The sequence below is a fragment of the Pedobacter sp. SL55 genome, from assembly GCF_026625705.1.
In the GTDB taxonomy this organism is placed as follows: Bacteria; Bacteroidota; Bacteroidia; order Sphingobacteriales; family Sphingobacteriaceae; genus Pedobacter.
Map to the genome: position 1 here is coordinate 364,647 of NZ_CP113059.1, position 21,912 is coordinate 386,558.

Here is a 21,912-nt window from a genome sequence, read left to right on the forward strand (position 1 = left end):
GCAAAGACAATGTCGTTATCCCTCTCCTACTCTTTTTATATTTAACATTGAGATTACTTTAGAAGCTGAAAGTGAAAAGCACAAAGCTAAAAGATAGCAGCTAACATTCCCTTCTTTTTAGAGGGGTGCCCAACGGGAGGGGTGTTTACAAAACTTAATCTTACTTAATCCCTCTCCCTATTGTCTGCACAAAACTGTGAAAATTCAATTTCTTCTGTCTATCGCCTAAACGCACAATGATCACTTTATTTTGCGGATTGACATAAACTGATTGTCCAAACATTCCCTGTGCTTTATAGTCGTAAACTTTTTTGGCATAGAAATATCTTCCATCTGGATTTCTCTCTACTGGATATTTCAAACCTTCTTTATCCAACGAATTTGCTGCACTTATCGAATCTTTAAAAAACTTGAAATCTCTAGTGCCCCAAAATTGGTTCTTATACCTTAGTTTTGTTAAAGTATCTGGATTGGTAGTGAGATCTACCCACTTTTTAGAAACCAACTGTTTTCCTTCCCAATTGCCACCATTAAGATACAATCTGCCAATTTTTGCAAAATCTAAAGCCGTAGCACTGATACAGCAAAACGCCTTGATGTGATCTGCTTTATCCAAACTCCAAAGTGCATTGCTCTCTGCCCCTAGGGGTTTCCACAAACGCTCCTGCATTAATTCTTGCAAACCTTTGCCCGTAGCTTTCTCTAAAACAAAAGCAAGTATTTGGGTATTGATGCTCTGATATTCGAAAACCTTTCCAGGTTCGCTTTTAAACTTCAATTTTCCTACAATCTTTTTTAAATCTGCCCCATAGTAACTACGGGTAATCTGCGAAAAAGGACTGAAAGAGCGCTCCTTAAAGTCGAAACCACTGCGCATATCCAACACATGTTGTATAGTTAAACGTTTAAACCTTTCATCGTTTTTGGCTAATTCTGGCAAATAATTTATTACCAGTTCATCTGCAGATTTGATTTCTCCTTTATCAATAGAAATTCCTATTAAAGTCCCCACAAAAGATTTAGCCATCGAAAAACTGGGTTGCCTTGCGGCTAAGGTATTGCCTTCGGATAAATGCTGATAAATGACGCTATCGTTTTTGATTACTAAAAAAACATTAGTTTTAGTGCCAATTAAAGAAGTATCTAAGTGTGCTTTTAAGGAATTGTATGCTTGGTTTCCTAAGTTCCTTTTAAAGTAAAATGGCGTGGTTGACTTTTGAATCGTTACATTTTCAAACTTTGCACTATCGCCCAAACCGGGGATTAAATATCGTACTGCTTTAATAGGTACACAAGCAGAAAGGAATAGTAAAATGACACCGAGTAGAAAAATGTTCTTCATTGTCACTAAAATACGAAAGTGATGTTAAGGATGTGTTGTGTGGTAAAATATTTACGTTAAAAAGATATCCCGAAGATTTTCGCAGATGAAACCGCTGAGTTAAGAAGAAATTAACCATTAAAATCTGTGAAAATCTGCGGAGTAAATCAGCGTGCATCTGCGGGAGAAAACCAAGCAAAAAAGTATATATCGCCCTCAAAAATGAAATCCTTAAGAAAGGAAGAAAATTAAGCCTGAGATGGGGAAATTTAACAATAAATTAAATATTCCCGCTGATTTCCGCAGATGTAACCGCTGATCTAAGAAGAAATTAACCATTAAAATCTGTGAAAATCTGCGGGGTAAATCAGCGTGCATCTGCGGGAGAAAATGAAAATCAAAAAAATATATATCGCACTCAAAAAGAAATCCTTAAAAAAATAGAAAATTAAGACTGAGATGGAGAAATTTAACAATAAATTAAATATTCCCGCTGATTTCCGCAGATGTAACCGCTGATTTAAGAAGATATATAGTGAAAAATCTGTGAAAATCTGCGGAACAAATCAGCGTACATCTGCGGGAGAAAATAAAATAAAAAATCCCACGGCAACAACCGCAGGATTTGTATAAAGTCTTAATCAAATGACCACTGTCAACTGATCCCTGACCACTTAAATATGTATCGCTCTATTTTCAGTAGCAGCCAAAGCAGCCTCTTTTAAAGCTTCAGTATAAGTTGGGTGCGCATGGCAAATTCTAGCCACATCCTCTGCCGAAGCACGGAATTCCATCGCTACCACCGCCTCTGCAATCATATCAGCAGCACGTGGACCAATCATGTGGATGCCTAAAATCTCGTCAGTTTTTTCATCAGCTAATACTTTCACGAAACCATCGGTATCCATACTCGCTTTCGCACGTCCACTTGCTTTGAAAGGGAAAGAACCCGCTTTGTATTTCACACCAGCAGCTTTCAATTGCTCCTCGGTTTGACCAACAGAAGCTACCTCTGGCCAAGTGTAAACCACACCCGGAATTAAGTTATAGTTGATGTGTGGTTTCTGTCCAGCAATAGTTTCAGCAACATAGATGCCTTCGTCTTCAGCCTTGTGAGCCAACATGGCACCAGTAATCACATCGCCAATGGCATAAACACCCTTAACAGAAGTTTCTAAGTGCTCATTAACTGGGATTTTCTTTCCGCGTTCTTCAACGGTAATACCAATTTTATCTAAGCCCAAACCTTCGCTATAAGCTGTTCTACCAACTGCTACAATGCAGTAATCAGCCTCAAAAGAAACCGCTTCGCCTTTGGCATTATCTGCAGTAACCGTAACCGTTTTACCTTTTGTAGTAGCACCAGTTACTTTGTGCCCCATAAAAAACTCCATGCCTAAAGATTTCTTTAACACACGTTGTAATTCTTTACCCAAGCCAGCATCCATAGTGCCAATAATAGATGGGGCAAACTCCACTACAGTTACTTTAGTACCCAAACGAGCGTAAACCGAACCTAACTCTAAACCAATTACACCGCCACCAATTACTACCATAGTTTTTGGCACTTCTTTCAAGTTTAAAGCCTCTGTAGAAGTAATGATACGTTTTTTATCGATTGGCAAGAAAGGCAAAGCCGTAGGTTTAGAACCTGTAGCAATAATTACGTTTTTAGTAGTTAATTTTTCAATACTACCATCAGCTTTAGTTACAATAATGGTATTTTTATCTTCGAAAGAACCTACGCCTTCGTAAGCATCGATTTTATTTTTCTTAAAAAGATAAGTGATACCCGCAGTGTTTTGCGCAACAACATCATCCTTACGAGCAATCATTTGCTTCATATCAACCTTTAAATCTTTAAGGTTAATACCGTGAGTAGTGAACGTATGAGCCGCGTTGTGAAAGTGCTCCGAAGAATCTAATAATGCCTTAGACGGGATACAACCCACATTTAAGCAGGTACCGCCATAAGTTTTATATTTTTCTACTACCGCTGTTTTTAAACCTAATTGTGCACAACGGATGGCACCTACATAACCGCCCGGACCCGAGCCAATAACAACTACATCGTATTGCATGATCTTTTAAGAATTTTTGTTCTGGCAAATGTATTAATAATTTACGATTTTGGATTGACGAATTACGATTGACAATGTCAAAATCCTGCTAACTTTCCTAAGCACATTTCTCTCCCTTTTAGGGGAGAACCGAGCATAGCGAGTTCATTGACACAAAACCAATAAACAACCGTCAATAGATGCCGAAGGCAGAGAGGGGTAAAGCAGTGACATTATTTCATCGCTTCCGAAAGTCGGGCTTTGCGCTGCAATCTTTTTGTTAACGCTACCACCATTCACTCTTGTCCTCCTGAGCTTGTCGAAGGATTATTATGGCAAAAACGCTTCGATAAACTCAGCTGACAAACAAAAAGTATTTACGCTGCAATCCCGTTTAGAGAACTAATTTAAAAAATTTGGAGAAATATCGTTATCTGATCAATGAAAATAATAGAAAAATTTAAAAATGAGATTATCGCTAAAATTAACAAACATTATTTTATTACTTGAATCCAATTATAAACTTCAGTATAAGCTTCTCAATAATAAACTTAAAAAACACGATTGCTGATTTTTTATCACCAACTTTTTCAACTAAAGCAGGTGAATATTTATAATATACTCTGATAAATATCCTACCAATTGAATTATTTTTCAACTTTCTATCTCGATAATCCCTTAACGCTTGAATATTAATGTGATTATTATCTTTATAAACCATTGTAGCAATGAAACAATTATTTTCTTGTTGTTTCATTTTTCTATTATGCTCTACTCTTTCTGCTTTTCTTTTTTCTATTTCCTCACGTATCTTCAAAAATTCTTTATTTACATTTTGTATCTCCAAATCTTCATTTAACGAGAAGCTGTTTTTATCAATAAATATCTTATGAACATATTCTCGCTGATTAATCTCTTTATAGCTATTCACTATAAAGTTATTCTCTATAGTTAGATCCCCGAATTTAAACTGAACAATATCATCAATTGAATGTTCATTAAATTTTAATACTCCAAGCTTTAACATTTCCTTAAACTGATCAGATTCACTAAAAACATAATACCGAGGATACAGGCAAACAAGGAAAAATGGGAAATCTGTAGCTGGGTTAAAATAAAAGAATTTTTCGTTCATTAACTTTTTTTCGTTATCAAGTAGATATGAAGGATTAATATTACCGATAAATTTAGATTCGATAATATCGATGACTAAGTACTTTCCTCCTTGAATTTTATTCCATAGTCTAGATTCTTTTTTATTGTTTGATTTGCTATAAAAATTATACTTCAGAGACGAACGTAAGGAATACTTATCCTTTACAGTAAATAAATAATCATAGATATTTTTATGATAGTTGATAAATTCAGATTCCTTCGTGAATAATCTGTAAATATGTTTTATCTGATTACTAAAACCATTAAATAATATTCCGTTAAAATTATTATCTAGTGACTGTTTATAGAATACTGGATAACTTTTCGGCATTCCAATTTCCTTGAGATACTGCTCGAATAAACTTTTTTTATCTGCAAAATGTTTGTCTATCGATACTGAACTTAAGTAGATTTTCTCGAATTCTTTTAAAAAGTTTACTGCTATTTCATGTGATTTAGTAATTTGGATGTTCTCATCATTGGTTTTAGCGGAAAAAGTCCAATTATACGACCCATTAATTGTAACCACCTCATCAATAACACAAAACTTATTGTGCATTAATTTTTTGGAATACCTGATGCTAGCCCCGAGGTCGAATAGTTCCTCAAAAGACTCAACATTATTATTTTTATTTTCATAAAAAACAATGTAGACTTTAACCCCATTTTTTATGCAAGTTTTTAAAGTGCTCAGCAGGCGTGTATCTGTTATCCATGCAACAGCAATTTTAATTTCGAACTTTGCCTGTTTTAAATTATTATCAATAACGTTAGATATATTCTTGAAATAAACCTCTGACATATTAATCCTGTTGGGCGTCATTAAATTGTTTCTCCAAGTAAATTACTTTACCCAATAAATCATCATAAGGGATTTTAAATATATCAACAAGATAATGACTATCGTTTTGCAATAATTCTGTTTTACATTGTGAGACGTAGATTATACATTGATTTACCCAATCATCGTATAAATCTTCTATTGATTCAATAATTGTAAGTGAATTAGTCAAACCTGCAGCATCCTTTATACAATTTTCCGCTATAGTTTTAAAAACTGGCTCAATTGGAAAACATATTTTTCCTTTACTCAATGCGAATTCATTTAATTCATTGAGTATTTTTTCTACTATTTGATCCATTTATGTGAGAATATTAAAAAAATGTAAATAAATTTAATATTATATTTAATTACTAGAGTTAAGACTATTAATGCAAAATACAGATTACAAATTAAAGTTGGTAATAAATGTCACGTGGCTTTTAAATTAAACACTCCTTTGCTAACACAACCATCTTCTTGCTCCCATTAACCTCCAAAACTTTCATTTAATTTTTCTTCATCAAAACAACTTGCTTTATATTTTGTCTAGTTATTAATGGTTTTTCAATGGTAGAGAAGAGTTAGATAAAGTTTTCATCTAAATTATTATTGCGTATCTAACCAACTTTATCTAAGTTTGAATTATGATAAGCTTAAGAAACATTCCATTTTTTGCAGTTGGCCTAGCTGTTTTTTTGTTAGGTGCATTGGCATTTAGAAATGACTGCCCTTATGTTTGGTATATCCTTGCATTAGTATATTTTGTATTAGGTTTTGCATTTCGCAAACCAATTGATACCTCAGACGGCGGTCACTAACCTAAAAGCGTCATTTCGAGCGGAGTAAAACGAAGCCGAGAAATCTTTGAGCATTTTGTCATTCTGAGCGTAGCGAAGAATCTGTAAGTCAGTAGCAATAAACTAACAGATTCCTGCTAGCGTCGGAATGACAAGAAGATTTTACTTCAGTCGAAATGACGCTTTTATTTGCGCTTCTTCCTTCAAAGCTTTCCACTTTTAGCTTTCTGCTTTAAGCTCTCCCAAATCCCCACCCACAATGAAAAGAATACTAACCCTCCTACTTTTAGTTTCTTGTTTTTTTGCAGAATTTACCTTTGCACAACAAACCGACTCTGCCTACGTACGCAACCGCTACACCAAAATAGAACGCCTTATCCCCATGCGTGATGGCACCAAGCTATTCACATCTATCTACATCCCAAAAGATATCGCTGCTAGCAAAAAATATCCATTTTTAATTAACCGAACACCATACACGGTTAGACCTTACGGCGAAAACCAATACAAAACTAGCTTAGGCGGTTACCCAGCAGTTATGCGTGATGGATTTATCTTCGTTTATCAAGACGTTCGTGGCCGCTGGATGAGCGAAGGAAATTTTGAAGACATTAGACCAACCAACCTTGGCAAAGGCAAAAAAGACATCGACGAAAGCACCGATACTTATGACACCATTGATTGGTTGCTTAAAAACATCAAAAACAATAACGGCAAAGCAGGAATTTATGGGATCTCCTACCCTGGTTTCTATTCTACCACCTCATTGGTTAAATCGCATCCAGCTTTAAAAGCAGTTTCGCCACAAGCACCAGTTACCGATTGGTTTATTGGCGATGATTTCCACCATGGCGGTGCGCTATTTTTAATGGATGCCTTTAAGTTTATGACCTCTTTTGGCGTTCCTCGTCCGCAGCCTATTACCCCAGACAAAGGCCCGAAACCATTCCAATTCCCAATTAAAGACAACTACCGTTTCTATTTGGAAGCTGGCTCTGTAAAAAACCTGAAAGAAAAATACATGGGCGATAGCATCAAATTTTGGAACAATCTGTTTAAACATCCAAACCTAGATACCTTTTGGCAAGCTCGTCAAATTGTAAGGCACTTGAAAGACGTAAAACCCGCTGTAATGACTGTTGGCGGTTTCTTTGATGCCGAAGATGCTTACGGTGCTTTTGCAACCTACAAAGCCATCGAAAAACAAAACCCAAAAGCGAATAATATTTTAGTAGCTGGCCCGTGGTACCACGGCGGTTGGGTACGTGGCAAAGGCGATAGCTTTGGCGATATTAATTTTGGCACTGCAACCAGCACTTACTATCAAGAAAATTTGGAATTGCCTTTCTTCAAATATTACCTTAAAGGCGAAGGAACATTTGATGCGGCCGAAGCAAACATTTTCTTAACGGGAAGCAACCAATGGAAAAATTTCAACACTTGGCCCCCACAAGACGTGGAACTGAAATCATTATATTTCCATCCTAACGGAAAATTATCCTTCACTAAACCAAATACCAATAACAGCTTTGATGAATATGTGAGTGACCCGAATGCGCCTGTGCCTTATCAAGATGGCATACAAGCCAACCGTACTCGCGAATACATGATAGATGACCAGCGTTTTGCTGCGAGAAGACCAGATGTAAAAACTTATCAAACTGATGTTTTAACAGAAGATATTACGCTAACGGGACCAGTTTTAGCTAATTTATTGGTAAGCACTTCGGGTACTGATGCAGATTACGTAGTAAAACTGATAGATGTATATCCAGAAGATACTAAAGAAATTTCTCCGGCAGATCAAAACAAAATGATGGCTGATTACCAAATGTTGGTGCGTGGAGAAATATTAAGGGGTAAATACAGAAATAGCTTCGAAAAACCTGAAGCGTTTGTACCAAACGAAGCCACAAAAGTGAAATACGCATTGCCGGATGTTGGCCACACTTTCAAAAAAGGACATCGTATTATGGTACAAGTACAACATTCGTGGTTTCCTTTAGCTGATAGAAACCCGCAAAAGTTCATGAACATTTACGAAGCAAAACCAAGTGATTTCCAAAAAGCAACGCACAGAATTTATCATGGCGAAGCTGATGGTTCTTTCTTATCTTTACCTGTACTAAAACCTTAAACATCCTGCCGTTATTGCGAGGCACGACCACGAAGTAGCTGCGGAAGCAAACCAATCTTAAAGCTATAGTTAGTAGCGAACGTTGTAAGATTGCTTCGTACCTCGCAATGACGGATTACAACATAAAACAGATAACACAACCAATGAAAAAACTATTAATTGCCTTGGCTCTTTTAACCTGTTCTAAAGCAACTTTTGCCCAGAACATGCTAGCCAGCAACGAAAACAATGAAAGAGCCAAGTCTTTAAGAGGTGCCTTAACTGACTTAAGAACCTGTTACGATATCAACTATTACCACCTCGATGTGAAAATAGATATCGATAACCGCTCGGTAAGTGGCAGCAACGAATTTGCTTTTACCGCTACTAAAGATTTCGAAAGTCTACAATTTGACCTGTTCGACAACCTCAAAGTAGAAAAAGTGGTGTATAAAGGCAAAGAATTACCTTTTACCAGAGAGTTTGCAGCAGTGTTCGTTAAGTTCCCTAAAATCAAAAAAGGAAGTAAAGATCGTTTTACGGTTTTCTATAGTGGCAATCCACGAGTGGCTAAAAATGCGCCTTGGGATGGTGGTTTCATCTTCAAAAAAGATAAATCGGGCAACCCCTTTGTATCGGTAGCTTGCCAAGGTTTGGGCGCTAGTGTATGGTGGCCTAACAAAGACCATCAAAGTGATGAGGTAGACAGTATGCTGGTAAGCATCAGTGCGCCAAAAGATTTGGATTGTATTGCCAATGGTCGTTCTCGCGGTAAAGTTGAAGGTAAAGATGGATATACCAAACACCATTGGTTTGTTGGAAATCCGATCAACAATTACAGCATTGCATTTTATATTGGCAAATATGCACACTGGACAGACACTTACAATGGAGAAGATGGCAAATTGAGCTTAGATTTCTACGCATTGAAAGAAGATAGTGCAAAGGCCCGCCCACATTGGGATGCAGATGTAAAACCGATGCTTAAATCTTTCGAATATTGGTTTGGCCCTTACCCTTGGTACAAAGATGGTTATAAATTGGTGCAAGCGCCTCACTTAGGTATGGAACACCAAAGTGCCGTAGCTTATGGCAATCAATTCAAAAAAGGCTATTTAGGTAATGATTTGTCTGGCAGCGGCCATGGGCTAAAATGGGATTTCATTACCATTCACGAAACTGGGCACGAATGGTTTGGCAACAACATTACCACCAAAGACATTGCGGATATGTGGGTACACGAAGGATTTACCTCCTACTCAGAAGCTCTATTTACCGAAAGCACACAAGGCAAAACCGCTGGCGAAGATTATGTAATTGGGATTAGAAAAAACATCGGTAACAAAGCATCAATTATTGGCATTTACAATACCAATACCGAAGGCGATGGCGATATGTACTACAAAGGTGCAAATTTGGTACATACCATACGCCAATTGATAAATGACGATGAAAAATTTAGACAGATTTTAAGGGGATTGAATAAAACATTTTACCACAGTACCACTACGTCTGCAGAAGTTGAAGCTTACATTGTAAAACAAAGCGGTTTAAAGCTGGATAAAGTTTTTGATCAATACCTGCGCCATGCGAATATCCCCACTTTGGAATATAAAATAGAAAACGGAACTTTAAAATATAGATGGTTAACGGATGTTAAAGGATTTGATATGCCAGTGAAAGTTTCGTTAAAAGCAGGCGAATATAACTTAATAAGCCCAACTAACGACTGGAAATCAATTAAGGTTGACGCTTCTGTTAACAACGATAATTTTGCTGTAGAGCGAAATTTCTATGTAAATACTAAAAAAGCAGAATAAGTTTTTGGTTGATGCAACGTTTTAACATTAAAGTTTGTCATTTATATAAACTCAACTTACAAATACAATGAGCAAAAAATATATTTCTATTGGTTTAATGATGTCCGTTGCTGTAGCAAGTGCATCAAACGTACAATCAGAATTACCCGTAAACATTAGCATTGCTAAAACAAAAACTAAAGTTAAAGATACAGAAGTTAAAAATTTCAATAGCATTGCGGCAGGCGGGCCTTTACAGGTAATTGTTACTTTAGGCAATACCGAGGGAATCAAATTTGAGGGCGATGAAGAAGCCATTTCTACCTTGGTTACCGAAGTGAAAGGTAGCGCCTTAATCATAAGACCCAAAATGAGCTGGACAAGCTGGGCTCACAAGTATAAGGACAAGAAGATTATAGCTTATGTAAATGCTAAAAACATTTCGAGCTTAACCATGAGCGGCGATGGATCGATTACCGTAAAAGGCACTATAAATAATAATTCACTCACTACAACTTTAAGCGGCTCGGGTGCGATAACGGCGGTAGTAAACGTACAAGATTATACTGCTGTAATTAGTGGCTCGGGCAAATTAAATATCACTGGCGAGGCTGATGAAGTTTCTACTACCATTAGTGGCTCAGGCGTGCTTTCTAAAAAGGGCGGACTAAAAGTAGGTTCTTTATCTGCTACAATTAGTGGTTCTGGAAGTGCTTATGTACATACCAATGGCGAAATTAATGCTTTCGTTAGCGGCTCTGGAAAAGTGTATTATACCGGCAATGCCGATGTTTCGGAAAAGAAACTTTTAGGCTCTGGTGGCGTAAAGAAATTAGATTAAAAACATAAAAAATCGCTCTTTTAGGAGCGATTTTTTTATGCTCATTCGTCATTGCAAGGCACGACCACGAAGTAGCTGAGGAGCAAACCAATCTCAAAGCAAATGTTTTTTAGCCATAATTGTAAGATTGCTTCGTGTCTCGCAATGACGACCAATTTATCAAAACCTAGTATACAAAGCTAACTGAGCAACGTTGTTAACTGTATTTCTACTAGCGCCATTAATACTTTGGTTCAAATAACCAGCTTCAACATCAAAACCTTTAGAAACACGGTAACCAACAGCTAAATAAGCTCGGTTCTGATCAAACAAACTTCCATTAACTTTCTCTTTATTCTGGATATTAAAGAATAACTCATTTTGTAAAGCAGCGAAAACACCTTTGGTAAATGCTCCTTCCTGCTTTTGCAATGGCTGAATTAGCCTAAAGAAATAACGCAAACGTTGCGAAAACAAATCATCGGTTTGGCGCTCAATAAAACGTTGTTCTAATCTAAATCTGTGGCTTAAAGCTGCACCCTTCCAAGGCTGGTGACTATAGATATATTGCTGCCAAATACGATGCTCGGTTAGGGTGTTTTTTAGCGACGCTGCACCAACTAAAATATCATTAGGCAAATAGGTTTGTGTAAATAAGTAACCTAAAGTGGCATTTGAATTTTTATTGATGTAATAAGTTACCCCTGGTCTTACCAGTAAATTTCGCAAACCATCCCATTTATCTTCAGAGCGCAATTGTAAATCAAAATGCATTCCCCATTTGTCGTTAAACTTGGTGCTATTAAGAAATAAAAACCATCCAGTATTTTGGTTTATGGTTTGGGCAAATAATGAAGTTGTAGTAAAGATTAAGAAAGCGCTAAGTACAATTTTAATTCTCATCTGGTTTTAATTTGTGTGATAACGAAAATATCAAAATAAGTTAAAAACAACGAATACGTAACAGAAAGTAAACAAAAGTATTTGCGTCATCCTAAGTCAGGTCGTTATACCCAACTCGATTGGGTATCGTAATGCTGTAGAAAGTTTTAGACTAAATTAACGTGAGTTCGGGATAAGTGTATTTACAATTCTTGAGAAATTGACATTGAACGTATTTTTTTAGCTCGCCGCCGTTGGGCTCTTACTTTTTGACCGCAAAAAGTAACAAAAACTCTCGGTTGCTTATTTTTCTTTCAAAGAAAGTGCTTTGGCTTATTGGTGCCGCCCGAAAAATAAGAGACCGAAAATTAGCTCAACGAAGATTTGAAGCGCTATCGCTGGCAAATAGCATAATTTTCTTATCCCGAAATCACGTTAAATTAATTGTTTTCTTAGCAATGGCGATTTACCTAACTATCGCTTTACGATTCCCGCATACGCGGGAATGACGAGTTGCTTAGGTAAAACCGCAAAAAAAAGCCTTGCTCATTTTAATGAACAAGGCTTTATATTTTCTAACTGATGCTGAAATAAATTTACAAAGTAGCTTTTCGCTTCGCTACAGGTCAGCATGACGAGAAAGTTTTATACCCCTAACAATAATCTAGCTGGATCTTCCAATAATTGTTTCACTCTTACCAAGAAACCTACAGACTCACGTCCGTCGATAATTCTGTGATCATAAGATAACGCAATGTACATCATTGGACGAATTACCACTTCTTTGTTCTCTGCAATTGGGCGCTCAATAATGTTGTGCATACCCAAAATTGCAGATTGAGGAGCATTGATAATCGGTGTAGACATCATAGAACCAAATACACCACCGTTAGTGATCGTGAAAGTTCCACCTGTCATTTCCTCGATCGTCAATTTGCTATCTCTAGCTTTAGTAGCCAACTCAATTACCGTTTTTTCGATTTGCGCTAAGCTCATGCTCTCTGCATTTCTAATGATTGGTACCACCAAACCTTTAGGTGCAGATACTGCGATAGAAACATCTACGAAATCATTATAAACAATTTGCTCACCATCAATACGAGCATTAACCGCTGGAAAATCTTTCGCTGCTTCGCAAACCGCTTTAGTGAAGAAACTCATAAAGCCCAAGCCCACACCGTGTTTCTCTTTAAATTGATCTTTATATTTAGCACGTAAATCCATGATTGGTTTCATGTTAACCTCGTTAAAAGTAGTTAACATTGCAGTTTCATTCTTTACAGCAACTAAACGTTTTGCAACTGTTTTGCGTAATGGCGACATTTTTTCAGCACGCTCATTTCTTGAACCAGCAACTGGAGCTGGAGCAGCAGCGGCTTTTGGAGCTTCTGCCTTAGCAGCAGGTTTACCAGCTTGTGCATTGTTTGCATCTTCTTTGGTAATTCTGCCATCCACACCGGTACCTTTTACGCTACCCGCATCAATACCTTTTTCTGCTAAAATTTTACCTGCAGCTGGAGAAGGAGTTCCCGAAGCATAGCTATCTTTTGATTCTTTCTCGGCAACTGGAGCCGCAGCTTTATCTGCCGCAGGAGCTGCTTTCTCTTCCGCTTTCGGACTTTCGTTTTCAGTTTTAGGAGCAGCACCGCCTTCCTCAATGCTACAAACCACAGCACCAATTTCTAGCGTATCGCCTTCGCTAGCTACAATTTTTAAAGTTCCTGCTTTTTCTGCAGTAAGTTCGAAAGTTGCCTTGTCTGATTCTAGCTCAGCAATAATTTCGTCCATTTCTACAAATTCGCCATCGTTTTTAACCCAACGAGATAACACTACCTCGGTAATCGACTCGCCTACTGGCGGAACTTTGATTTCTAAACTCATATTAAATTATATGTTTTGTTTGGCGTTTGGCGATTAGAGAACATATTTTCAACGCTAATCGCTTAACGCTTATCGTTATTTACTATTTAATCTACCTTATCCTTCACTGCATTTTTAGCAGTTTTCTTTAGTGGTTCTTTAGCTACTTCTGCTACCGAAATTTCAAAAGCCTTAGCTACAATGTAAGCTTGTTGGTTAGTATGTTGTTTCATATAACCAGTTGCCGGGCTACTGCTTTCTTTTCTGGAAATCACATCAATATTGCTCAACGAAGTTTTTCTTAACCTGCGCAATAAATATGGCCATGCACCTTGGTTTTCTGGTTCTTCTTGTACCCAAACCACATCTTCAGCATTTTTGTATTTAGCTACAACAGCTTCCATTTGATCTACCGGAGTTGGATACAACTGTTCTACACGTACTACCGCAACCTGTTTATTTTCTTTCTGTGCTTCTAATAAATCGTAGTAAACTTTACCGGAACAGAAAACAACTCGCTTCACATCAGCCACTTTTACGTTGGCATCATCAATTACTTCTTTAAAACCACCGGTAGTAAAATCTGCTAGCGGGCTTACACAAAGTGGATGACGTAATAAACTCTTAGGGCTAAAATTAACCAAAGGCTTACGGAAATCGCGTTTAAACTGGCGGCGTAAAGCGTGGAAGAAGTTTGCTGGAGTAGTACAGTTAGTTACCTGCATGTTATACTCTGCACAAAGCTCCATAAAACGCTCAATACGTGCCGAAGAGTGCTCTGGCCCCTGACCTTCGTAACCGTGAGGCAATAACATTACCAAACCGTTAGCTCTTTGCCATTTAGTTTCGGCACTTGCAATATATTGGTCAATTACAATTTGCGCTCCGTTAAAGAAATCGCCAAATTGTGCTTCCCAAATAGTTAAGGCATTAGGGTTAGCCATGGCATAACCGTATTCGAAACCTAAAACACCATACTCAGATAAGTGAGAGTTATAGATATCGAATTGTGCTTGTTGCTCAGATATATTCAATAATGGCGTGTACTCTTCTTCCGAATCTTCTAGCGTTAATACCGCATGGCGATGAGAGAAAGTACCACGTTTCACATCCTGGCCGCTTAAACGAACACGTTTACCTTCGGCCAACAAAGTACCGTAAGCCAACTGCTCGCCCATTGCCCAATCAAAAACATGAGTTTCGGTAGCCATTTTTAAACGTTCATCAAATAATTTTTCAATTTTTTTGAAGAACTTTTTATCTTTTGGTAAAGTGGTAATTCTTTTGGCAACTTCTAATAAGGTATTCTTTTTAACGCCAGTTTCTGGAGAGTTTTCAAAATCCTTGGCACTTGCAATTCTCAAATCGGCCCAAGCGCCACCAAATTTAACTTCGGCCAACTCGGCATCGTATTCTTTGGCCTCATTTAACGAGTTTTGTAAGCGAGCTTTAAACTCTTTCTCCATTTCTTTTGCACCTGCATCATCCAACTTACCTTCTTTAACCAACTGAGCCACATAAATCTTTAACGGATTATCGTGTTTCTCGATTGCTTTGTACAATAAAGGCTGTGTAAATTTAGGCTCATCAGATTCGTTGTGGCCAAATCTACGGTAGCAAAGAATATCAATAAATACATCATTTCTGTATTTTTGACGATACTCCATTGCCAAGTTAATCGCATAAACTAAAGCCTCAGCGTCATCGCCATTTACGTGGAAAACTGGTGATAAGGTTACTTTAGCGATATCTGTACAGTAAGTACTAGAACGAGCATCTTTATAATTTGTAGTAAAACCGATTTGGTTGTTAATAACCAAGTGAATGGTACCACCTGTTTTGTAACCATCTAAACCAGCCATTTGTATTACTTCGTAAACAATGCCTTGTCCAGCTACAGAAGCATCCCCGTGAATCAAGATCGGTGCTAAACGACCATCGTCGCCAGCATATTTGAAATCGATTTTAGAACGGCTCATCCCTTCCACAATACCATCTACTGTTTCTAAGTGCGATGGATTTGGGCACAAGCTTAAGTGTACGTTTTTACCTTTATTGGTGGTTACATCTGTTGAGTAACCTAAGTGATATTTCACATCGCCACCAAAAGGAGTTTCTGGATTGTAACTTCTTCCTTCGAACTCTGTGAAAATATCTTTATAGCTTTTTTGCATGATATTGGCCAGCACGTTTAAACGACCGCGATGCGCCATACCTAAAACAAATTCTTCAATACCTAAATCGGCTCCTTTTTCAATAACAGCATCCAAAGCGGGTATTAATGCCTCGGCACCTTCTAAAGAAAACCGCTTTTGCCCTAAAAACTTAGTACCTAAAAAGTTTTCGAAAACCACTGCTTCGTTTAACTTTTTAACTACCCTCATTTTTTCATCGTTAGATAAATTAGGTGTATTACGATTGCCTTCCATTTTACTTTCTAACCAAGAAAGCACTTCTGGTGTACGCACATATTTATACTCTACACCAATAGAGCCACAATAAGTTTGTTCTAAAAAGGCAACAATATCTTTAAGCTTTGCAGGGCCAATGCCCAACTCAACGCTAGAATTAAAAACAGTTTCTAAATCTGCGCTAGCCAAACCAAAATTCTCGATATTTAAAGTTGGCAGGTGTTTGCGTCTTTCTCTAACTGGGTTGGTTTTGGTAAACAAGTGACCGCGTTGGCGGTAGCCATTAATCAAGTTTAAAACATTAATTTCTTTCAAAAAATGTTCAGGAGCTTCTTCTCCACTGGCGCTAGGCGAACCTGCACTTCTTCCAAAATCAAAACCTTCAAAAAACTTTTGCCATCCAAACTCTACAGAACTAGGGTCTTCTTTATAACTTTGGTATAGGGAATCAACATATTCGGCGTTAGGGCCGTTAAGATAAGTTAGGTTATCCATTTGTATATATAACTATTACGATAAGTATTGCAAAATTAGGATTTTACCTTTAGAAAAGGCAATAAAATCACATTTAAATAAATTTAAAATTGTAACTAAGATATAGACGCTTTTTTAGGCTCGAACGACCTGTGCAAACACACCTTTTGGGTCTAAAATTTTTGCCAGCTTCTCAAAATCGAAGTTATTGGCAAGCTTTTGATCGTTACCAACACCTGCAACCGCAGCCCAATTGCCCCAATTACTGGCAGGTGCATAGTCTATCAGTTGCTCTTCAAAATAAGCCGCACCAAGCACCCAATTTACCTCTAACTCTTTAACCAAATAAGTTGCCACTAACTGCCTAGCCACTTGGTTAATGTAACCTATTGTATTTAGCTCTTGCATACAGGCATCAACCAAAGGCTGTCCGGTTTGCCCGTTTTTCCAATGCTGCAAAGCTGATGTATTTTCTAGTGCCAAAGGCTCGCCATCTTTCTTAAACCCTTGAGGTTTAAAGAAAGTATTACCATATTTCTTAAACATGAAACGATAATAATCTCGCCACAACAAGCCCAACACAATTTGATGAAAGTAAGGTCTTACGCCATAATTGGCTTCAGCATCTTTCATTTTCCAATATACTTCGCGGGGCGATAAACAGCCCAAGGCCAACCAGGCAGAAAGTTTTGATACAATTTCATGCTTTTTCAAAGTAGCATTAGCCAAAACTATGCCTTCGCCAGCATGCAAATATTCATGCAAATGCGCTAAAGCTTCTTTTTCTCCGCCTTTAAATGCTGTATCAATTTTAAGCATTGTAGCTGTTGAGTCTTGTAAAAGGCTACCAATTTCTGGAATGGTACCGCTATCTTCTAAACTAACAAAATTAATTGCAACCGGAGTAGGAAAGCAAGGTTTTACCACTGCATCACGCTCTGTTTTCTTTTTAAACTGCGTAAAAACATCAGGAATATCCTTAATTGGAAAAGGCAAATCTTCCTTGTTGTAAAGCGTATGACCGATGAAGTGCTTTAGGTTTACTTTTTGTTTCCAAAGCGCATCTTCCAACCTCAAACTCACGGCAGTTTCTTCGCTTGCCACCTCTCTATGGTGGTAAACCTCGGCAATATCATATTTAACTACTAATGCTGGCAATACTTCTTCCGGATTACCCTGCAGCACCAACAAATTACCACCCATAGCCTGTAACGATTGCTGTAAAGAGGCCACGCTTTCTATCAAGAATTTGGTTCTTGTAACGCCGGTTTTATAAGTATGATATTGGGTTTTTTCGAAATGTCGAGGATCGAACACATAAACGGGCAAAATTTCATCAGCCTTGGAAACCGCTTCAACTAACATTTCATTATCATGCAATCGAAGGTCATTTCTAAACCATACCAAAATCTTTTTGCCCATATTCGAAGCCATTCTATTTAGTGTGCGCTAATTTGCGAAAAAATAAGCCAAAAGCACTACAAGCCACTTCATTTTTACATATCTATAACATAGGTAAACATTGTTGAAACACAAATCAACACAGAAAAACCTATCTTTAGCCAACCATGTCTTACCCCTTACATCAGCACATAAAGAAGTTTGTAAATGTTAGCGAAGTTGATTTCGCTGAAATACTTACTTTTTTCGAAATGCTCTCTGTAAAGAAAAAAGATATTTTATTGCAAGAAGGCGAGCTTTGTAGAAGAAACTTTTTTGTGTTAAAAGGATGTTTACGTCTATTTTTCTTGAAAGAAACAGGTGTTGAGCAAACTACCCAATTCGCCATAGAAAACTGGTGGCTAACCGACAACCTTGCCTTTCTAGAACAGAAACAGAGTTCATTTACCATACAAGCCGTAGAAAATTCTGAAGTACTGGCAATTAGCCACGATGCTAGAGAAGAAATGCTGGAAAAATTTCCGCAAATGGAGCGGTATTTTAGAAATGTATACGAAAAAGCGTTTGCTACGCAGCAATTGCGTGTAAAATACATTAACGATTATTCGAGGGAAGAAATTTACCTCTACTTCGCAAAAGTTCAACCAGCATTTCTACAACGTGTACCACAATACATGTTGGCTTCTTATTTAGGTTTTACCCCTGAATATTTGAGCGAGATTAAGAAGAAACATTTAGGGAAGTGAGACAATGTGAGGATTTGATAATTGGATGATATGACAATTACAAACCAAGCACCAAAATAATTAACCTAAAATCTGTGCATCTGTGGCTTAATAACTTACTTTCTTAAACCAGTTTAAGTTTTTTGATTTTCTAACGGGATAACTTTGCTTCATCAATTCACAATTAAAACATTAAAGATGAAAAGAATAGACTTGTTTAGTGTAGAACCAAATGCCTATAAGGCCTTAGTTCCTTTAGAAACTTATGTACAAAGCAGCGCTTTAACCAAAACACACAAAGAGCTCATTAAAATTAGAGCATCGCAAATTAATGGCTGCGCTTTTTGTTTAGATATGCACACTAAAGATGCAATGAAGTTTGGCGAAACTCCGCAACGTATTTTTCTATTAAACGCTTGGCGTGAAACCGATTTATTTACCGAAGAAGAAAAAATCATTTTAGAATTAACCGAGCAAATTACGGCGATTAGTAATGGTGGCGTTAGCGATGATTTATACACAAAAGCCATTACCACTTTTGGCGAAAACTATGTAGCACAAATTATTCTTGCTTGTGTAGCCATTAACAGCTGGAATAGAATTGCCATTAGTACCAACAAAGAAATTGCTAAGTAAGGAGAACAATTACATTTGCTACACTGAGCTTGTTTAAATGTTTGTAAGCATTTAGGCAAGCTCAGTTTTACAAAATACTTTTATGCAGTTCTCAAGGCAGTAAATCAATAAACTTCTTGTTTTTGGCATCTAATTTCCGTGGCGAACGAATTCTACCCTCCATCACACCAAATTTTTCTCCGCCCATTGCATCAATATCATTATAAATGGGTTTAATAATCCAGTTTCCATTTATATCAACAATACCTTTCAAACCCCTGGCTACATCTTCTGCTACAAAATAGCCTTCTTTACCAATTACATCTATTTCTTTAAGCAGTTTAACATTAACCTTTTTAGTTATATTTTGTGGTTTATCATTTTTCACATACACCATTAAATGATCTACCGGACCTGAGAAGTAATATTTTGCGAACTCCATTTGAGTATCTTTAGCAGGTTTTTCAGGCAATTTACTTTTTAAATACGCCTTAACTTCTTGAGCTCTCTTTAATTTTTGCTGATCTATTAGTGAAATAGTTTCTTCATAAATAGGCAATACCTTTTTAAGCCATGCTATGTTTTCTGCCGAAGAGATAGAATAAGAACTACTTCCTGATTTTCTAAGCGCCCTACCATCTTTATAGAAACCCTGCACTTCGCTCAGTTTTTCTGCCAAAGCTTTAGGATAGCTCAGCTTAACCTCTCCATTAGCATTACTTTTCATTTCTATCCAATCGTTTCCAACTTTAACTCTGGTCCTAGCACTATCTAAACGATAAGGCTTAGAAATAGCATGTTTAAACTGAACATCAAAATCGATAGAACGAATAGGCTTAGCAGCCGCCAAAACAAAATGATTGTACTCCAACTCTTCGGTATCTTTATCTACCTTATAATTGGCATCAGACGACGTTCCATCCCAAAAATGTAAAACACTAGGTTTAAATTTAGGCATAACTAAAGAAGCCTTTTCCACATTATCTCCTAAGCCTAGCAGTTCGTTTGCATCCAACATATTAAGTGAAACTGAAGCCAAACTCTTTGGTTTACCAAATTCTGTAGCCAAGAAAAAATCTTTATTTACTGTGGCAAGAAATTCGTCTATTGAAAGGTATTTGGTTAGTTGGTCGGTAAAATTATAGGCGTCTTTTTCATCAAAAGGTTTCGAAATTACCTGTGCAGGTTTTACACTAAACTCAGCATTCGCTAAATCAATCATACTTTCAGATTTCTCTAGGTCATCCTCTAGCTCGCTTTTAATTTGCTTTATTTCATTGTTATTTGCAGCACAACCGTAGTAAAAAACTAGGCAGTATAACAACAATAAGAAGTAGTTATTTTTAACCATCCCCTAATCTAAGTATTATCTACCAAAACACTTAAACCTACTCCTAACACTACTAAGAAACCCAAAAAAGCAGCTAACTCAATTTGATATTGGTTCTTCTTGGGCAGCAACCAATTCCAGGTAGATAGCGAGCATCCGTTTTGCACTGCTATTTACTTCATGATGTTTTTCGGCGGTTTTGCGGGCATTTTTGCCTATTTCTTGCCACTTATTGGGTTGTGTAATACATTTTAAAATAGAACGGTAAAATTCATCTGCCGTATCGGCTATCAAAATATCGCGTCCATGCCTACAGTCAATACCTTCGGCAGCCATAGTGGTGGCAATAATGCACTTTTGCATGGCCATGCCTTCTATAATTTTTACCCTCATTCCACTTCCCGAAAGCAAAGGCACAATCATAATGGCTTTGCTATTGATAAAATCAACTGCATCAAACACCTCTCCTTCTACAATTAGGTTTTCCGAATCGTAATCAAAAAACTGTTTTTGCATATTTTTTCCAGCAATATAGAAACGCAACTCTCCGTTTAACTCCTCAATATCGGGCCAAATCTCGTCTAAAAACCACTCTAAGCCTTCTTTATTGGGCCTCCAATCCATTGCTCCCAAATGAAACAGCGTTGGGAAACTGGTTTTAGCACTATCAATTTTATATTTGGCAAAATCTAGCGCAACCGGAAAAACATCTAACTTTGTTTGGCAACCCATTAACAACAGTTTTTGCCTATCGGGTTCGCTAATGGCAAAAACCTGATGAAAGCGATTAACCTGCTCCATTTCGTAAGCTTTTAACCTTCGCGACAAAAACTCCAAATAAGTTCTTCGGGGCGTAAAACGTTCTCTTATGGCCAAGCGCTCCCAAACATCGTGCTCAATATGGTGTGCTCTGTAAATTAGCTTAGCCTTGCTATATTGTTTTACGGCATCTAAATAAGGTACTACAAAAAGCCCCTCAAATTGCACCACATCAAACTCCTGCTCTCTTAAAACATTCTCCAGAACTTTTTCGGCATCGCTATCAAAATACCTAGAAACGTTGTAAGATTGGTTAGAGAAAATATTAGCAAAGGCATCCCAAACATTCACTTCAATATCAACAGTAAACGAATGGAAGGCAATTTTTTCGAAAACCGGATCGTAAATATCATCTACATCAATGTACTGCTTAGAATTATTAAGACTAAACAAAGTAATTTCTACCCCCAAACCAAGCAAACCTTTAATGGTGTTGTAAACCACTATAGGGTAACCACTATTTGGCGGAAAAGGAACCCTATGGCACAACAACAATACTTTCAC

At 37.3% G+C, this 21,912-nt stretch carries 16 protein-coding genes; 6 read left to right on the forward strand and 10 right to left on the reverse strand.

Annotated elements, in window-relative coordinates:
* Positions 1-160: 160 nt before the first annotated feature.
* From OVA16_RS01585 to OVA16_RS01600, 4 genes are all read right to left on the reverse strand, one after another.
* Positions 161-1,342, reverse strand: coding sequence for a serine hydrolase domain-containing protein (locus OVA16_RS01585; protein ID WP_267763165.1), 1,182 nt, complete (start codon positions 1,340-1,342; stop codon positions 161-163).
* A gap of 653 nt (positions 1,343-1,995) precedes the next feature.
* Positions 1,996-3,402 (reverse strand): dihydrolipoyl dehydrogenase, encoded by a 1,407-nt coding sequence (gene lpdA, locus OVA16_RS01590; RefSeq protein ID WP_267763166.1) that lies wholly within the window; start codon positions 3,400-3,402, stop codon positions 1,996-1,998.
* A 481-nt stretch (positions 3,403-3,883) separates the two neighbouring features.
* Positions 3,884-5,338, reverse strand: a complete 1,455-nt coding sequence (locus tag OVA16_RS01595; RefSeq protein WP_267763167.1) for a phospholipase D-like domain-containing protein — start codon at positions 5,336-5,338, stop codon at positions 3,884-3,886.
* A gap of 1 nt (position 5,339) precedes the next feature.
* Positions 5,340-5,678, reverse strand: a complete 339-nt coding sequence (locus tag OVA16_RS01600) for a hypothetical protein (protein WP_267763168.1) — start codon at positions 5,676-5,678, stop codon at positions 5,340-5,342.
* A 325-nt stretch (positions 5,679-6,003) separates the two neighbouring features.
* Between OVA16_RS01600 and OVA16_RS01605 the strand changes: the two genes are divergently transcribed.
* The 4 genes from OVA16_RS01605 (at position 6,004) to OVA16_RS01620 (ending at position 10,912) form a co-directional block, all read left to right on the forward strand.
* A complete protein-coding gene (locus OVA16_RS01605) occupies positions 6,004-6,177 on the forward strand; it encodes a hypothetical protein (protein ID WP_267763169.1) in 174 nt (57 codons plus the stop codon).
* Positions 6,178-6,415: 238 nt separating this feature from the next.
* Entirely contained in the window at positions 6,416-8,293 is a 1,878-nt protein-coding gene (locus tag OVA16_RS01610; protein ID WP_267763170.1) for a CocE/NonD family hydrolase, read from the forward strand.
* A 143-nt stretch (positions 8,294-8,436) separates the two neighbouring features.
* Positions 8,437-10,092 carry a M1 family metallopeptidase gene (locus OVA16_RS01615; protein WP_267763171.1) on the forward strand — a complete coding sequence of 552 codons (1,656 nt, stop codon included), beginning with the start codon at positions 8,437-8,439 and terminating at the stop codon, positions 10,090-10,092.
* A gap of 67 nt (positions 10,093-10,159) precedes the next feature.
* A complete protein-coding gene (locus tag OVA16_RS01620) occupies positions 10,160-10,912 on the forward strand; it encodes a head GIN domain-containing protein (protein WP_267763172.1) in 753 nt (250 codons plus the stop codon).
* 159 nt (positions 10,913-11,071) lie between these two features.
* Here OVA16_RS01620 and OVA16_RS01625 read toward each other — a convergent pair whose 3' ends face one another.
* The 4 genes from OVA16_RS01625 to OVA16_RS01640 all read right to left on the reverse strand — a co-directional run bounded on the left by OVA16_RS01625 (position 11,072) and on the right by OVA16_RS01640 (position 17,952).
* Entirely contained in the window at positions 11,072-11,794 is a 723-nt protein-coding gene (locus OVA16_RS01625) for a DUF2490 domain-containing protein (RefSeq protein ID WP_267763173.1), read from the reverse strand.
* Between the two features lie 624 nt (positions 11,795-12,418).
* Positions 12,419-13,654 carry a 2-oxoglutarate dehydrogenase complex dihydrolipoyllysine-residue succinyltransferase gene (gene odhB / locus OVA16_RS01630; RefSeq protein ID WP_267763174.1) on the reverse strand — a complete coding sequence of 412 codons (1,236 nt, stop codon included), beginning with the start codon at positions 13,652-13,654 and terminating at the stop codon, positions 12,419-12,421.
* A gap of 86 nt (positions 13,655-13,740) precedes the next feature.
* Positions 13,741-16,539: a 2-oxoglutarate dehydrogenase E1 component gene (locus OVA16_RS01635; protein ID WP_267763175.1), complete on the reverse strand. Its 2,799-nt coding sequence runs from the start codon at positions 16,537-16,539 to the stop codon at positions 13,741-13,743.
* Between the two features lie 114 nt (positions 16,540-16,653).
* Positions 16,654-17,952, reverse strand: a complete 1,299-nt coding sequence (locus tag OVA16_RS01640; RefSeq protein WP_267763176.1) for a DASH family cryptochrome — start codon at positions 17,950-17,952, stop codon at positions 16,654-16,656.
* Between the two features lie 134 nt (positions 17,953-18,086).
* Between OVA16_RS01640 and OVA16_RS01645 the strand changes: the two genes are divergently transcribed.
* Positions 18,087-18,665: a Crp/Fnr family transcriptional regulator gene (locus tag OVA16_RS01645; protein ID WP_267763177.1), complete on the forward strand. Its 579-nt coding sequence runs from the start codon at positions 18,087-18,089 to the stop codon at positions 18,663-18,665.
* A 177-nt stretch (positions 18,666-18,842) separates the two neighbouring features.
* Positions 18,843-19,280 carry a carboxymuconolactone decarboxylase family protein gene (locus OVA16_RS01650; RefSeq protein WP_267763178.1) on the forward strand — a complete coding sequence of 146 codons (438 nt, stop codon included), beginning with the start codon at positions 18,843-18,845 and terminating at the stop codon, positions 19,278-19,280.
* A gap of 91 nt (positions 19,281-19,371) precedes the next feature.
* Here OVA16_RS01650 and OVA16_RS01655 read toward each other — a convergent pair whose 3' ends face one another.
* Both OVA16_RS01655 and OVA16_RS01660 read right to left on the reverse strand, forming a co-directional pair.
* Entirely contained in the window at positions 19,372-20,610 is a 1,239-nt protein-coding gene (locus tag OVA16_RS01655; RefSeq protein WP_267763179.1) for a hypothetical protein, read from the reverse strand.
* 78 nt (positions 20,611-20,688) lie between these two features.
* The gene (locus OVA16_RS01660; RefSeq protein WP_267763180.1) at positions 20,689-21,912 is read right to left on the reverse strand and encodes a glycosyltransferase family 4 protein; all 1,224 of its coding nucleotides are present in this window, start codon (positions 21,910-21,912) and stop codon (positions 20,689-20,691) included.